This window comes from Rickettsia typhi str. Wilmington (genome assembly GCF_000008045.1).
GTDB lineage: Bacteria > Pseudomonadota > Alphaproteobacteria > Rickettsiales > Rickettsiaceae > Rickettsia > Rickettsia typhi.
Window position 1 is genome coordinate 389,242 of sequence record NC_006142.1, and the last position, 17,113, is coordinate 406,354.

Consider the following 17,113-nt stretch of genomic DNA (forward strand, 5'->3'; position numbering starts at 1 on the left):
TTTTTATTATAAATAGTTATTAATTAACTCTTCAGCAATTTGGACACTGTTTAAAGCTGCTCCTTTACGTAAGTTATCGCATGTGATCCATAAATTTATCGTATTCTCTTTACTTAAATCATTTCTAATGCGTGAGACATATACTGCATCTTTGCCTACTACTTCAATCGGTGAAATATAAGCAAGGTCATTATTATTAGAAATTGTAACAATTCCATCTGCATCTTGTAATATTTCTTCAACATCTTTTGCATAAATTTTATTACTAAATTCTATATTAACTGATATAGCATGACCTATAAATACTGGTACTCGTACGGAAGTAACACTAGTTTTAAAGTGAGTGCCCATAATTTTGCTTAGTTCAAAAGCAATTTTTGTTTCTTCAGTTGTATAGCCGTCTTTATTGAAATCTCCTATATGAGGAAATAGATTAAATGCAATCTGTTTTGGAAATTTCTGAGGATTATTCTCTCTAAAAACATATTTAGATTTTGTTTGGTCGTAGAGTTCGTCCATTCCTGCTTTACCAGCTCCTGATACTGATTGATAAGTAGATATAACTACTCTTTTAATCTTTATTTCATTATCTAGTGGTTTTAATGCTACTACAAGTGGAATTACTATACAGTTAGGGTTAGCTATGATATTTTTAGTATTAAATTCTTTAAGTGTTGATAAATTAGCCTCAGGTACAATTAATGGCACTTGATTATCAGTTCTAAAAAGCGAAGTTTTGTCGATAACTATACAATTATCAGCAGTAGCTTTTGGTATAAATTCTTTTGAAACGTTTGAACCTGCACAAAAAAACGCAATATCGATATCATAAAAATTAAAAATTGTTAGACTGTTAATATGTAGTATTTTTGCTCCAAATCTTACTTCACGTCCTAGAGAGTTATTGGAAGCTATAGCATAAATTTTATTAATGGGGAAATGACGCTCAGCTAGAATATTGAGAGTCTCACGTCCTACATTCCCTGTAGCTCCAATTACTGCAATATTATATTTTTTAGTCATTGTTATTTATTAATCCGATGAGTTTTTTGCCTCCAATTATATGAAAATGGAAATGAAAAATAGTTTGTCCTGATTTTTCACCTTTATTAGTTATTAAACGGTAGCCTGCTTTAGCTAAACCAGCTTCATTTGCTATATCAGAAATTTTAGCAAAAAAATGTTTTATTTCATCTATGGAAGCTTTAGAAATGAAATCGGTATAGTCTATGTATTCGTTTTTTGGTATAACAATAATATGTACAGGTGCTATAGGTTCTATATCTTTGAATGCTAAAATTTGTTTGTCTTCATAAATTATTTCTGCAGGAAGATTTTTGGTGATAATTTTTGCAAATACATTTTCTTTGTTATACATTTCTTTTATCCTGTAGTTTTACGGTAATTGCAAACAGCATTATGATTCGTTATAATCTAATCATTATTTTAAGATATACAACATATCAATTTTGCCTAACAAAATGATTATTTTATATTGGCATATCCGTTTTTTGTCAAATTAAGTATGCTACGTTCTAAAAATTTTAATTCAGCTTCAATTCTAGAGTTAGCAATTATTATATCTTCTAGTTGGTAATTATTTCTATTTAAATAATTTTCTCTAATATCTGAAGCAAAAAAGCCAAAACTTAATATTAAGAATATCTGAAATATAAACTTTAAATCTACTATATTAATTGTCGTAATGATTATATTCGCTATTACAGTAATAGTAACAACTACCCACATTTTATGGTATAATGCCCAAAATATACTAAAAAGAGCAGCTATCCATGAAAAGCCTTCTTCAAGAATAATAAAATTATTATTTTTTTGTGTTGAGTTAATGTATATTACGTATATATTCATTATTTTAAGTGTAAGCCTTGAAAATTCAAGGGACAATAATTAATTAAATTGAATTAGTCAAGTATGCTTGATGAACTTCAAAAATTTGCATTGTTGTTCTACAATAGTTCTGGTACTTGCACGTATATTACGTATATGTTGTATTCCTCTTGATGTGAACTACTAATCTTTTTGCAGTTGATCTTCATATAATAATCATTCTACTTTAGAATAAAATATTATGTTATAGTACTTAATTAACAACTTAATATCAATAAATTTTATATATGTCAGATAATTTAGCCTTACACGGCACAACAATACTTTGTTTAAAAAAGAATGAAGAAATAATTATAGCAGCAGATGGACAAGTATCTCATGGTAATACCGTACTCAAATCTACAGCACGAAAACTGCGTACTATAGCAAATAACAAAATTATTGTCGGTTTTGCAGGTTCTACTGCTGATGGTCTTGCATTATTTGAAAAACTTGAAATAAAAATAGAGCAATATAATTCGAATTTACTTAGAAGTGCAGTTGAACTTGCAAAAGATTGGCGTAACGATAAATATTTGAGACGTTTAGAAGCAATGATGATTGTTGCCGATCGTAGTCATATATTAATTTTAACCGGTAACGGTGATGTAATAGAGCCTGAAAATAATATTGCAGCAATAGGATCAGGTGGTTTATTCGCACTTTCTGCAGCTCGTGCTTTAATGTCTTATGAGAATAATCTCACTGCTGAGGAAATTGCTTTAAAATCTATGAATATAGCTGCAGATTTGTGTGTATTTTCTAATCATAATATTATAATGGAAAAAGTTGTATGAAATCTACTGAAACTACTTGTAAAAAAGATAATATGGGGCTTACCCCTTCTCAAATAGTGAATGAACTTAACAGATTTATTGTAGGTCAAGACAAGGCAAAAAAAGCTGTGGCTATTGCACTTAGAAATCGTTATCGTCGTAAAAGAGTTGAAGGAAATTTACGTAATGAAATAGTACCAAAAAATATTTTAATGATTGGTTCAACTGGTGTTGGAAAAACAGAAATAGCAAGACGCCTTGCAAAATTGACTAATTCGCCTTTTTACAAAATAGAAGCAACTAAATTTACTGAAGTCGGATACGTTGGGCGTGATGTAGAATCAATAATTCGTGATTTAGTAGAAATAGCTGTTAATACTGAAAAAGCTTTAGCAAAAATAGCAGTAGATATTAATGCTCGTGAAAAAGCGATAGAGAGAATATTAGATAGTTTAGTAGGTAAAACTTCTAGTAGTGAGACTAGAGAAAAATTTAAAGAAAAAGTTTTAAATGGTGAACTTGATGATACGGAAATTGAAATTAGTGTCGCTGATACTACACCTGTTGGTGGTGGAAGTTTTGAAATACCGTGCATACCTGGAGCATCTATGGGTGTTCTTAACCTTGGTGACATGATTGGACGAGCACTTGGCAGTAGTAAGACTAAAACAAAAAAAATGTTAATTAAAGATGCTATGACTGTTATTATACCTGAGGAATCAGAAAAATTAATAGACCAAGAAAAAATCATTCAGAAAGCTATAAATTTAGCTGAAAATGACGGTATAGTTTTTATTGACGAAATTGATAAAATAGCTTCAACCAGTAATTCAGGAGCCAAAAATGCCGAAGTAAGTCGAGAGGGTGTACAACGAGATTTGCTACCTTTGATAGAAGGTACAACGGTTAATACTAAATATGGGCCAGTTAAAACCGATCATATATTATTTATTGCTTCAGGTGCTTTCCATATTGCTAAACCTTCTGATTTATTACCAGAGTTACAAGGAAGATTACCAATTAGAGTAGAATTAAATTTGCTCACCAAAGATGATATGATCAAAATATTGCTTGAACCTGAAACTAGTTTAATAAAGCAATATTCGGCATTGATAGGTACTGAAGAAGTACACCTTGAATTTACAGATTCTGCTATTGAGAAGATAGCTGATTATGCAATCACTGTTAATTTAGAGGTAGAAGATATAGGGGCTAGAAGATTGCATACTATACTTGAGAATTTACTTGAGGATATAAGCTTTGAAGCTAGTGAAATGAAAGTCAAAAAAATAATTATCGATGATAAATTTGTAGAAAATCAATTATCAAAGATAATCACCAATCTTGACTTAGCTAAGTTTGTTCTATAGTTTAATTTTAAATCATTGATCTAGGTGGATTTGTTTTTTTGCATTTCTGTCCTTTATCAAGATATATTTTGTCTATGAGCTTTGGTTTTAAAATATTAATAATATAAGTTTGGTTTAATGTTTGGTTTAATTGCATTACCTGGAATTTGTAATAATAAAGAGGATTTTTCTGAGTATAAGATTTCTAATCGTAGAAATTAACTAAAATTTTGCTATATCCAGTGCGCTTTAACAACAGTTTTAGGTTACTACTGGATAGTGTATTAAAGAAGATATTGCATTTTTTGCTAACTTTTATTTCTAAGATAAAAATACTTTATGCAATTTTCTTGAAACGACGATGAAATATTTGATTATGTACTTCTGGAATGAATACCGTTATTTAATGATGTGATAAGAAATGCATTGTTAATAAAGTTGAAAAACTAGATTTTATTTAAAATTATTTTACTAATAAGTATTAGAGGAGAACAAGGATTAAGCTATAAACAACAGTATTATGATAGTTTTTGCTTAAGAAGCGCAAAAAAGAACGCAAAGTTGTAAAAATAGCAAAAAAGATTAATTATATCAGATTACTGAATTATTTATCAAAGAAATAGAGTGATTAAAAACAGAAATTGAGAACCTATTTTAAATAACTAACTTTTGATGAAAAAAATTTACTTTATAGCCGGTGAGATGTCAGGAGATTTTATCGGTGGGCATATAATTCAAAACTTAAAAAGTAATGAGGGATTAGAGTTTACCGGAATTGGAGGTCAATATATGGAAGAGGCTGGTAACTTTAAAAGCTTATTTACTATTACTGCTATAAATTTCATTGGTTTTATAGAAATCATACCTCATCTTTTAAAGATTAAAAAATTAATTGATAAAACTGTAGAGAATATAATAAATAGTAAAGTTGATTTGTTAATTACTATAGATTCACCAGGGTTTACTTATCGTGTAGCAAAGCGTGTCAGAAAATTTTTGCCAAATCTTAAAATAATTCATATTGTTGCACCGTCAGTTTGGGCATATAAAGCAGGTAGAGCAGTAGATTACGCAAAAATTTATGATTGCTTATTTGCCTTATTACCATTTGAACCTCCTTATTTTACTAAGGTAGGCCTTGATTGTAGATATATAGGCCATCCAATTCTTGAGCAGGAGTTTTATCGTGATAAAATAGCTTTGCGTAAAGAGTTTAAAATAGATGATAATGAGAGCATTTTATGTGTTACTTTTGGAACAAGAAAAGGAGAAATTTTGAGGCATTTACCAATTTTTATTACTGCTATTCAGAAAATTTCAAAAGATTACAAAAATCTTAGAATAATATTTCCACTTGTGCATCCTGATCATGAAGCAATAATAAAACCATTTTTAGAAAATGTTCAATTTAATTATTTATTTTTATCAAGTGAAAGACTAAAAGCTTATGCGGTATCTGATTTAGCTCTTGCAAAATCTGGTACTAATACTTTAGAAATATCAGCTTCTGGTACTCCTATGGTTGTAGCTTATAAAGTTAATATAATAAGCTTTTTTATTATTATGTTTTTGATAAAAATAAAATATGTATCATTAATCAATATTATGGCAGGTAGTGCAATAATTCCAGAATTTATCCAATTTAATTGTAGAGCTAATCTTATTAGTAATAAGCTAAAAGAATTATTATCAAATTCTCAAAAAAGAGATAATCAGGTAGTCGAAAGCCAAAAAATTTTACAGAAATTAAGGTTTGCTTCAGATCGATCACCTTCTTATATTGCTGCAAAAATTATTAAACAGGAGTTTTTATAACCTAAAATAAATTTGTTAAAAGTGCAAGCCTAATACTTAGAATCAGTGTTCTATAAATATAATATTTTCTGAATGAGAATATAGTAAATAAAATATATTGTCATTTTTCTTCTTAATATTAATTTGTTCTATTAAATTTTTCTTGGAATTTTTTATTCCTCATTGTTCTCAGGGACTGTATACTGTGAAGCTTTTAATATTTCATTATTGTGTTAGTGTTGTAGATCGGGATCGTTATCTCATGTAATTCTTATTATAAGATCAGTATTTAAAGACGTGATAGTAATATGTACTATGAATCAAGATTTATATTTTTGATTTGTAATAAAAATTCTAAATTTTCATTTTATAGTATCATATTATTGTTATAGTTAGTTACGTTATTGGTCCATTGGTTATCTAGTTTTAATATTGTAATTACTAAAAAATTATTGATTTTTTAGTAAACACTATAACTTTATGCACTTTAAAAAAGATCATGTTTCGTGATATTTTGATCAATATTGCCAAGTCACAAAATAATAGTTATTATGTTAAAAAATTTATTAAAAACCAAATTATCATTAGTTATAATATCTTTAACTATAACTATATTGATGACTTTAATAAATTTTAGTATATTTTATGTTTTGATGCCTGGTAATCTTGCTCAAAATAAAACAATAATTATTGAACCTAAATTATCTGTAAATCAAATAGTTACAAAACTTTATTTTAATAAAGTAATAAAATATCCGATAATTTTTAAGGTAATCGCTAAAATTTATTCTATAACAAGACCTATTAAAAGCGGTGAATATGTGTTTACACGTAATATATCGCCTATACAAACTTTAAGAATATTAGCAAGCGGTAAATCTATAATACACAAGATTGTTGTACCAGAAGGTACAGTAGTTAGTGATGTGATCAAGAAAATTAATGAAGAAAGTCGATTATTTGGAGCAATCAAAGGTATAATACCTGAAGGTTTTTTAATGCCTTCAACGTATTTTTTTTCTTATGGTGATCAAAAAGATCAGATCATTGATCAAATGAGAAATTTAATGTCTATTAATTTAGATAAAGTAATGAAACATCTTGCACCGGATTCCCCATTAAAAACTAGAATTGAGGTTTTAACTCTTGCTTCAATAATTGAAAAAGAAGCTGGCTCAAATGCAGAAAAGCCTATTATAGCAGCAGTATTTATTAATCGTTTAAAGAAAAATATGAAGTTACAAGCCGATCCGACTACTATATATGCTTTGACTGAAGGGAAATTTAAATTAGCAAGAGCTTTAACAAAAAAAGATTTATTACGAAAGCTACCATATAATACTTATTATATCAAAGGTTTGCCACCAGGTCCAATTGCTTGTCCATCGTTGAAATCGTTAGAAGCAGTTGTCAAACCTGCTAAAACGGATGCATTATTTTTTGTAGTTGATGGTAAGGGTGGGCATCATTTTTCTAATAATCTTAATGATCATAATAGATTTGTTGAAATTTACCGTAAAAGTTTAATTAAAGTACCTGAAACTCCAATTGATCTTAAAAACACAAAAAAAAAATATGAATAATACAGCATTTAGTAAATTAGCCGAAACTACAATTGTATATATAGTAGATAAGATAGAAGAGCAAGATATAGAAGGGATTATAGACGTTGATTTACACGGTGATATATTAAATCTTGATACTGAGAATGGTATATATGTAATAAATACACAAAGTGCATCTAAAGAAATTTGGTTATCATCTCCAGTTAGTGGCCCTCATCATTTTTTTTATGAACAAGGAAAATGGAAAAGTAGAATAGGGTTTGAGTTGATGATTCTTTTAACTGAAGAACTCGGGATTAGATTTGATAAATGTGAAATATTTTGAAACTAATATGTATCTATATGCCTTTATATTCACTGTTTTTCCTAAATCACTATGCTTTAGCGTATCTTCTTGTTATACTCTGATAATTAATATAATTAATGGCAATAAAATCAATTATAATAATAATTAAACTATCAATAATATGTGTTTAGCATGAAAAGTAATATTAATTAATTACGAGTTGGTAAGTCCAGGTTATTGACTTTCTTACACTTCAAAAATGAATACAGTAATATTGCTTTATTATTAAGATTATATGTATAAAGAATTCAAAGCGTTTTGTATTGCATTTTTAGATAATGAAGAATTAGAAATTTATAATTCAGTTAATACTTATAAAGGTATATTCATAATCCATAATCATTCACAGAGCGATACTTTATCAAAATTTTCGCAAGAGTTAAAAGTAGTCTTGTGAGATTTGTTGATGATGGTTACAAATATTTAAGATTTAACAGATTGTTGCAAAAAGAATAATATTAGACATGTTATTTGAACAAAGTATACGGATCTAATCTACAATTTGCTGAATTCAAATCATATATATTATATCGCTTGAATATGCACAATAGTATGGATTAATGCATAGCAAATAATAATTTGAAATAATAAACAAGCATATAGTGTGAATTGACTAATGCATTCAAAAAACTATAATTTTTACAAAATAGTTAACTATGAATAATAGACTTGTGCTATAAAATATCTCTTTTGCATTTGTTTTGATATATTATTTACAAATAACTTTTAAACTAAATAATGAGGTATATTATGAATTCTCTATTTAAAATATTGTATCTGAATAGATTTGTCGCACATTTAAATACAAATACTTATATTCTAGATATTGTGAAAATAGTTATTGGAGTAGTTGCAATTTTTGCTTCAGCACAAATCACTATTCCTATAAAACCTGTAGCAATTACAATGCATAGCGTAATACTTTGTATTATCGCTTTTACATATAGTCCACGTCTTAGTTTTCTCACTATTTTGACTTTTATTTTTATAGGTATAATGGGTTTGCCGGTATTCTGTCAATTTTCTAGCGGAATAAATTACTTTTTAGGAGCAGCAGGTGGTTATTACCTCGGATTTTTAATCGGAATTCCTGTTATGAGTGTTTTAAAGGGTAAGTTGGCTGAGAATTGGGTAAACGTTACTATAATTTGTATTATCGGTCATATTATATTTTATCTATGCGGTGTTATCTGGCTTGCCAGTATTATAGGTTTAAAGCAGGCAATTTATAGTGGTTTTGTAATTTTTATTCCAAGCGGTCTTGCTAAACTTCTTATCTTCTCTTGCTTATTTTCTTATATTAAGAACATAAAAAGCAAATAATTTTTAGAAACAAACAATATACATTTGATGATTATAAAGAAATTTTTAACTTTGCATTTATGACTGATTTATCAATCTCAAATATGACATAGTGCTAATTTTGATTTAAGTAAACTCCAAATCGGTAATCGCTGAAGTATTAAAACAGTTAGTGGTTTTACAAATTATTCTGTCTCTAATCAGTACATTATAAAGATTGCTATAAAAAAGAACTGTTGATGAAAATTGAGGAGATAATTATAGCAGCAAAATGTGCTAAAGCATTAATCTAATGATCAATTTTATATTGCAGTTATGTATTGGTACGTCAACGTGATGCATCTTTAGATTGTTTAGGAATAAATTAGGTTATAACTATTACACTTAGTTTATCAAAAATATCTTACGCAATGAAAGACGCACTGCTTAATTTTATATAATCACACACATTATTAGTACTTGAACTTTTTAGCGTGGATTCGATATATTAGTGAATGTTTGTGCTTCTATGTATTAAAGTATGTTGTGTTGATATTTTCCGAATGGGAGCATAATTATTGTATTAATATGAATGACTTTAAATCTTGCAAAGCATAAAGTGTTTTCTGAAAGATGTGATACTTAAGCTATAAGCTAATAAAAATACCAAATGCACAATTTATGAAATATAACCTAACATTTAAATTATGATTTAATCGCAATTTGTTCAATCATGATAATAAATTATACTGGAATATAAAAGAAAATATAGAGTTATTTCGATAGTGTATCACTGGTAATTTTTAAAATGTTAGCAAAGTTGTGGTAGATTATATATGATACTGTATTAGTGCAGCATGACACTAATGTGATTAAGAATTGAATAAGCCTATATGTTATTTAAGTGCTTAATATCTGAGCTAGGTATCGCTAATTATCAATTGTATATCTATGTTTACCAAAATCTCCTTTAGTAATAATTAATATGTTTTTAATTGTTGCTTTAACTTTTGGAGCAATTGTAATTTCATTATCAGATGATATCAGATCTGCACCAAATGTTTAAAATCAGTACTAACTACAGCATCTTTAGTGTGTAAAAGCCTAGTTATAGTTTATCTTATATTGATGTAATATTATACTATAGCACTAACATTAAGAATATTTTTATTTAAAACATTACTAAAGTTTGTGTAGGTTATTGTTGTGTGGATCAATACTGCATCTATTACTATGTGACTTGAGCACATTGCTTAGTTTTTAAAATACTCGTATTTTCATTGTTTTGGTGAATAACTACACTCAAGTAATGGCAACTAATCGTTTTATTATCTCTTCTCTCTTAAGTAAAGGTAAAATTCCTGCGATTTCAGGTCCTGATTTTCTGCCGGTTAAAGCAAGGCGTATTGGTAAAAATAGTTCCTTACCTTTTCTACCTGTTGCATTTGTTATTTCTTTAGTCCAAATGCTCCAGCTATCTTTAGTAATTTTACCTAACGGTAATAATTCTGATGCTTGCTTTAAATATTCTTTATCCAAATTTAGGTTTCCTATCTTTGGAGTTTGATAGCAAATATCCCACCAGTCTTTTATATCACTTAATTTTTGCAAATTAGCCCTGACAGATAACCAAAAATTTTCGTCAATATAATCTGCATTTATTTCTTTAAGACGTTCTTTTACTTCATGATAATCTAAACTTATTAATAATTTATGATTTAATCTTTCTAAATCATACTGCTGATAGATAGTTGGACTCTTCGAGAAACTACTTATCTCAAACTGTGCTACTAGTTTCTCAATTGATTTATAAGGAAAGATATGTAACGATGAACCAAGTAAACTGAAAAAGCTAGTGATTGTCATAGCTTCAAGTCCTACTTCATTTTTAAGATATGCGATTTCGAACCCTCCAACTCTCTTAGAAATTTTTTCCTCTTTATTTATTATTAAACTCAAATGAGCAAAAACTGGCGGGATCTTATTTAATGCTTCAAACATCTGAATTTGAATCGCTGTATTGCTAACATGATCTTCACCCCTAATAATATGAGTAATGTCATAATCAATATCATCAATAACTGAGCAGAGCATATATGTCATACTACCGTCCGCTCTTATCACTATTGGATCGCTTAAAGCTTTACCATTATATTTAATATCCCCTTTGATCATATCATACCAACTAATTGGTTCATCATTTAAAAAAAATCTATAATGTGGTTTTCTTCCCTGCTCTATATATTTTTGTATTTGTTTTTCAGTGAGATTTAAGCTAGCTCTATCATAAATTGGCGGTAAACCTTTAGATAATCGAAACTTACGTTTTAATTCTAATTCTTCTGTAGTCTCATAGCATGCATATAATCTTTTTTTATTTATTAATAGATTTTTAATTTCATTATATCTACTTACACGACTTAATTGATTAAATATTTGATCACAATTAATATTTAAAAATTTTAAATCTCTCTCGATATCGTTTTTATATTTTTGTTTACTACGTTCTAAATCCGTATCATCAAATCTTAAAATAAATTTTCCATTATGCTTCTTTGCATATAACCAGTTAAGTAATGCGACCCTAATATTACCAACATGTAACATACCGGTTGGTGACGGAGCAAAGCGTGTTATAACTTTTGTCATAAATAACTAATTTTATTAATTGTTATCCTGTGTTGCTGCTTAACCACGAAATCTTGTAGCACAGTATATATCTTGGTCTACAGTAATGATTTAACATTAAACCATTGATCTATGTTTCTTTTCTAATTTCGCTTTATTGTTTTCAATTAGCTTAATTGCATCATCTAAGTTTAAATTTAGAAAATCATATTTTTTTGGCACCGAAATAAATTTACACATATATTTTATGTAGGGGCCGAATTTACTGTATCCTATTATAATTTCCTCTCCGCTATCCTTATGAATACCGATTTTCAGTGGTAAGCTTAGGAGTTTTAATGCAACTTCAAGTGTGATTTCACTTTGTTTTAAGTTAGTAGGTACAGGAGTACGTTTTGGCTTTACTTTGCCGCATTGTTCGCCAAGCTGAATATAAGGTCCATAAGGTCCTGTTTTAAGATATATTTCCACTCCATCTTTATCAGTACCTAAAATTTTATTATCATTAAGAATAGTTGAAAGATTGCCTTCATCCTCGTTATTATCGTTACCGCTCACAATAGATTTTTTAAAAGTACATTCAGGATAATTACTACATGCTAAAAATGCTCCAAATTTACCAAGCTTTAAGCTAAGCTGACCAGTTTTGCATGATGGACATACTTTAGATTCTTTATTCTCACCAAATAGATGATAATCAAGAGCTTTCTGTAAATAGTTAATAATTTCGGTTATTTTTTGTTCATTTACCGATTCAATATTATTATTAAAACCACTCCAAAAATTATTTAAAGAAGTTTTCCATTCAAGTTTGCCTGCAGCTATTTCGTCTAATTCATTTTCAAGACCAGCAGTAAAATCATATTCTACATATTTTTTAAAAAAACCAACTAAAAATACTGTTACTAAACGTCCAAGCTCTTCAGGTATAAAACGTTTTTTCTCAAGTGTAACATATTTTCGATCTTGTAAAACTGATAAAATACTAGCATAAGTTGAAGGACGACCGATACCAAGCTCTTCAAGTTTCTTGACTAAACTTGCTTCTGAATATCTTGGAGGTGGCTCGGTAAAATGCTTATTTGGAATAACTTCTTTAGTTTTAATATGTTCTTGTGCTTTTAAAGGTGGTAGCATTTTATTATCTTCTTCATCTTCATCATCTAGACTTTCACGATAAACCTTATAAAAACCATCAAATGCTATAATTGACCCATTTGCTTTTGCTAAATATTCTTTATTTTCTGAAGCTAAATTTGCAATTACTAAATCCATTATAACATTTTCCATTTGGCAGGCTATAGTTCTTTGCCAAATTAGTTCATAAAGCTTATAATAATCTTTTTCTAGCTTTTGTTTTAAATTATCAGGAGTATAAGTAATATTTGTTGGTCTTATTGCTTCATGAGCTTCTTGAGCATTTTTTACTTTGGATTGATAAATTCTAGGGTTAATTGGTAAATATTTATTGCCATAATTTTTATCGATTAACTTACGTATATCTGCTATTGCATCATTTGATAATGTAACGCCATCGGTTCTCATATAAGTAATCAGTCCTATAGTTTCTTTACCTATATCAACACCTTCATAAAGTTTTTGTGCTATTTGCATCGTCTTTTTAGCACTAAAACCTAGTTTTCTTGCTGCTTCTTGTTGTAGTGATGAAGTAATAAAAGGCGGTTGTGGTTGACGTTTTTGTTGTTTCTTTTCTATCTTTTCAACATAAAATTTTTGTAACTTTAATTTCCGTGTTAAATCTTTGGCTTCTTTTTCATTAATAATTGAGAATTTTTTTAACTTTTGATCGTTTACATGAGTCAATTTAGCAGTAAATAGTTCGTTATTACTATTTTGCATTTTAAGGCTAATATCCCAATATTCTTCTGCTTTGAAACGCTCTATTTCATCTTCTCGATCACATATTAATCGCAGAGCTACAGACTGTACGCGTCCTGCTGATTTACAGCCAGGTAATTTACGCCATAAAAGAGGTGAAAGGGTAAATCCGACTAAATAGTCTAAAGCCCTTCTTGCTTGCTGTGCATTGACTAAGTTAGTATCTAGTTTCCTAGGGTTTTCAACTGCATGAATAATTGCTTTTTTAGTAATCTCATTAAATGCTACTCTTTTAAAAAAATCATCTGATTCAACCTTATTTTTTTCTTTTATTACCTCTGCAACATGCCATGAGATAGATTCGCCTTCACGATCAGGATCAGTTGCAAGATATACTGCCTCGGCTTTTCTCGCATATTTAACTATTGCATCTACATATTTACTGGCTTTATCTGAAATATCATATTCCATTGCAAAATTTTTATCAGGCAATACCGAACCTTTTTTAGATGGTAAATCTCTAATATGACCAAATGATGCAATAACCTTAAACTCATCGCCTAAATATTTATTTATTGTTTTTGCCTTTGCTGGTGATTCTACTATTACTAATTTCATCTATTTATTGTAAACTAATTACATTATCTGTGTCATCATGCATTACTTTTAATTTTAATATACCGTATATAATAGGCAATGGTAATTCTGTTTTATGTTCTTAACATTAAAAATATTGCTGCCGATAATAATTCAAATAGTAGTAGTATACTACTTTTGTAACTGTTCTTTAGATATTTTATATTTACTGTTTTCAGCTTAACGAAATACTGATTTTTAATCTTTTTAAATAAAATTTTTACATTACTGTAAATTAGATAATATTCTATTGCATCAAATATGATCTATTCCTCATCAATTTATTCGTGTATTATTTTTAATATAAAAACTACAAATATTCATTTCATTATTTTATTCTAGTGCAAATTTTTTTAATGAACTAGGCTTTAAACTTGTTTCAATACTACCACATTTCAAGCCTTATTTGGATTATACTATTATGATACAAAAAATATTTCCTAATAGTGGTGTAGACCTTATACTTATAGGTAACTCAGATAATATTAAACCTTTTTTTGCTAAATTTTTAAATATTTTTATTTCTTAGTAATATATGATTAATATAACTTGTAATCACTCTAATAGTAAAAAATTGTAGTTTGATGTACTCTCCTATCTATTTCTGTTAATAATGCTGAAATAGTTGTATACTATTCTTTTATTAAACTGTTTGTACTTTTATAAGTAAAGCTTATCCAGCTTGCAGAAGCGGTTTGTGTGCATTGTGCATATTGCTGTATATTATATTAGCGTTATAACTTAATATTGGTACTGAATCATAAGTAATAATTTTGATTATTCCTAGGAACTTATATGCGATGACTTTTATGTGATTTTTTGTTATCACTTCTACTAATAATTGTTTTTAACTTTGTATCGTAATGAACAATACTTAGTTTTTATGAAATTTGTTACATCACAAAATAATTTAATGACATTCCAGGAAGTTATACAACTCATCTTTTTTACCTAATAAGATATTAAATATTTGTTGTAAATAATTTTTTAGCATTAGGTAGTACTGTTTAATTAGTATTGTGTTATTTTGTGCAAAAAATTTTGCAACATATCGTGAATAAGTCACGGTATAGCAGTGCTGTACTTTAATGATACAGTAATATTACTATAATTTCTCAGCATGTGAGCTTAAATAGTGTGCTATACCTTCATGTGAAGGAGTAATCGCTTCTTCACCTTTATGCCAGCCTGCAGGACAAACTTCTCCATGTTTTTGATGATGAGTTAAAGCATCAATCACTTTTAATGTATAATTAATATCACGACCAATAGGTAAGTCATTAACTAGCATATGACGTACTATAAAATCTTTATCGATTAGAAAAGTTCCACGCAAAGCAATACCATCTTCATTAAGTACATTATATTTTGAAGAAATATCTTTTGTTATATCGGATATCATAGGGAATTGTATTTGTCCAAGTCCACCTTTATTATGTGGAGTATTTTTCCATGCTAAATGGCTAAAATGCGAATCAACGCTAACAGCTATTACTTTAGTACGTCTTTCGGTAAATTCACCAAGCTTATTGTGAAATGCTATAATTTCCGATGGACAAACAAAAGTAAAATCTAAAGGATAAAAAAATAATACTACATTATCACCCGCAGCATAATCGCTAAGTTTAAACTTATCGTCTATATTATTATTAGGCATAATAGCTTTAGCTGTAAAATCTGGAGCAGTTTTTCCGACAAATACTGACATATTTATAACCTTTTCTTAATTAATAATCTGATATGATATATAAAACTAATTATTATTACAATAATAAATCTTTATAAATTTCTACTTATCTCTTTTCTGATCTGAAGAGGCTTTTAATTGGTTAAATATACTTAATGCTCCGGTTACAAAACTACTAGGTTCTGAAAGATTCGTAGGTAAAATTACTGTGTTCGTATCTTTAGCTAAATTCCCGAATGCATTAATATATTGCTCAGCTATTTTTAGAGCTACTGCATCACTACCTCCAGTTTTTTGTATAGCAGTTGCTACAATTTCAATACTATTTGCCGTAGCGGTAGCGACCAACCCTATTGCTTCAGCTTCACCTTTTGCTCTATTAACTTGATCGGTATAAGAAGCCTCTGAATTAAGTACTATTTGTGCTTTTTCGCCTTCTGCATGGTTAATTTTTGCTTGCCTATTACCTTCTGATTCTAAAATTTGAGCTCTTTTTTGACGCTCAGCTGCTACTTGTAGTTCCATAGCTTTTAATATGGTTTGCGGTGGTTGAATATCTTTAATTTCATAACGCATACATTGTATGCCCCAATTTATTGAAGCCTGATTAATCGCTGATACAATTGCTACATTTAAAGCATCACGTTCTTCGAAAGTTCTATCTAAAGGGAGTTTACCAATTTCTGAACGCATAGTAGTTTGAGCGAGTTGTGTTATAGCATAGTAAGGATTATTAACTCCATAAGACGCTGCCATTGGGTCAATTATTTTAACATATAAAACACCATCAATAGATAATGTTACATTGTCATTTGAAATGGCAGTTTGAGCAGTCACGTCTATTGCTTCTTCTTTTAAAGTATGTTTGTATGCGACTCTTTGAATAATAGGTATGAGGAAATTTAAACCTGGTTGTAGTACTTTATCGAATTTCCCGAGTTTTTCTACGACCCATGCTTGCTGTTGAGGTACAACTTTAACCATTTGTATTATCACTAAAATTGTTATAATACTGAAAATTAATAATGCATATTCCATGATTTTATACCTTTTTATTAGATTTAATTTTACTTATACACGCATCTTTACCTACTAGTGTATATATTTGTTCTACTTCGTTTTATGTTTCATTTGAAATAATGCTCTATCAGTGAATATTATTATACTCTACTTGATATATCATTTTTAATATAACAAAAAGATTTAAGTGAAATGGTATTATTTATAAAACAAATTATCTCAAATTACTTTGATTAAAGCAAGAATACTTATATTATTCACATTGAACATTTATTGTTATTTTATGTTCAACACTATTAAAATCT

Annotated in this window: 13 protein-coding genes; 6 read left to right on the plus strand and 7 right to left on the minus strand. The window is 28.4% G+C overall.

The genetic code is table 11. The features are described from left to right. Positions 1-6 precede the first annotated feature (6 nt). The 3 genes from asd to RT_RS01535 form a co-directional block, all read right to left on the minus strand. Positions 7-1,023 (minus strand): aspartate-semialdehyde dehydrogenase, encoded by a 1,017-nt coding sequence (gene asd / locus RT_RS01525; RefSeq protein ID WP_011190770.1) that lies wholly within the window; start codon positions 1,021-1,023, stop codon positions 7-9. Further along, entirely contained in the window at positions 1,016-1,378 is a 363-nt protein-coding gene (locus RT_RS01530) for an HIT domain-containing protein (protein WP_011190771.1), read from the minus strand. Before RT_RS01530 ends, asd begins: the two co-directional genes overlap by 8 nt. A 107-nt stretch (positions 1,379-1,485) precedes the next feature. After that, positions 1,486-1,869: a DUF2628 domain-containing protein gene (locus RT_RS01535; RefSeq protein ID WP_011190772.1), complete on the minus strand. Its 384-nt coding sequence runs from the start codon at positions 1,867-1,869 to the stop codon at positions 1,486-1,488. Positions 1,870-2,135: 266 nt separating this feature from the next. Between RT_RS01535 and hslV the strand changes: the two genes are divergently transcribed. The 6 genes from hslV to RT_RS01565 all read left to right on the plus strand — a co-directional run bounded on the left by hslV (position 2,136) and on the right by RT_RS01565 (position 9,040). Further along, entirely contained in the window at positions 2,136-2,684 is a 549-nt protein-coding gene (gene hslV / locus RT_RS01540) for an ATP-dependent protease subunit HslV (RefSeq protein ID WP_011190773.1), read from the plus strand. After that, entirely contained in the window at positions 2,681-4,033 is a 1,353-nt protein-coding gene (gene hslU / locus RT_RS01545) for an ATP-dependent protease ATPase subunit HslU (RefSeq protein ID WP_011190774.1), read from the plus strand. The genes hslV and hslU overlap by 4 nt, the downstream gene beginning before the upstream one ends. A 651-nt stretch (positions 4,034-4,684) precedes the next feature. Continuing rightward, on the plus strand, positions 4,685-5,827 hold the full coding sequence (gene lpxB, locus RT_RS01550; RefSeq protein ID WP_011190775.1) for a lipid-A-disaccharide synthase: 1,143 nt from the start codon (positions 4,685-4,687) through the stop codon (positions 5,825-5,827). Between the two features lie 530 nt (positions 5,828-6,357). Next, entirely contained in the window at positions 6,358-7,389 is a 1,032-nt protein-coding gene (mltG, locus tag RT_RS01555) for an endolytic transglycosylase MltG (RefSeq protein WP_011190776.1), read from the plus strand. Further along, positions 7,382-7,696, plus strand: coding sequence for an iron donor protein CyaY (cyaY, locus tag RT_RS01560; RefSeq protein WP_044286864.1), 315 nt, complete (start codon positions 7,382-7,384; stop codon positions 7,694-7,696). Before mltG ends, cyaY begins: the two co-directional genes overlap by 8 nt. 759 nt (positions 7,697-8,455) lie before the next feature. After that, entirely contained in the window at positions 8,456-9,040 is a 585-nt protein-coding gene (locus RT_RS01565) for a biotin transporter BioY (protein WP_122036764.1), read from the plus strand. A 1,260-nt stretch (positions 9,041-10,300) separates the two neighbouring features. On the opposite strand, the gene gltX is transcribed toward RT_RS01565, so the two are convergent. The 4 genes from gltX to RT_RS01585 all read right to left on the minus strand — a co-directional run bounded on the left by gltX (position 10,301) and on the right by RT_RS01585 (position 16,826). Beyond that, on the minus strand, positions 10,301-11,647 hold the full coding sequence (gltX, locus tag RT_RS01570) for a glutamate--tRNA ligase (protein WP_011190780.1): 1,347 nt from the start codon (positions 11,645-11,647) through the stop codon (positions 10,301-10,303). Between the two features lie 96 nt (positions 11,648-11,743). Next, a complete protein-coding gene (topA, locus tag RT_RS01575) occupies positions 11,744-14,083 on the minus strand; it encodes a type I DNA topoisomerase (protein WP_011190781.1) in 2,340 nt (779 codons plus the stop codon). Positions 14,084-15,206: 1,123 nt separating this feature from the next. After that, positions 15,207-15,809: a peroxiredoxin gene (locus RT_RS01580; RefSeq protein ID WP_011190782.1), complete on the minus strand. Its 603-nt coding sequence runs from the start codon at positions 15,807-15,809 to the stop codon at positions 15,207-15,209. A gap of 81 nt (positions 15,810-15,890) precedes the next feature. Next, positions 15,891-16,826, minus strand: a complete 936-nt coding sequence (locus RT_RS01585; RefSeq protein WP_011190783.1) for an SPFH domain-containing protein — start codon at positions 16,824-16,826, stop codon at positions 15,891-15,893. Positions 16,827-17,113 lie beyond the last annotated feature (287 nt).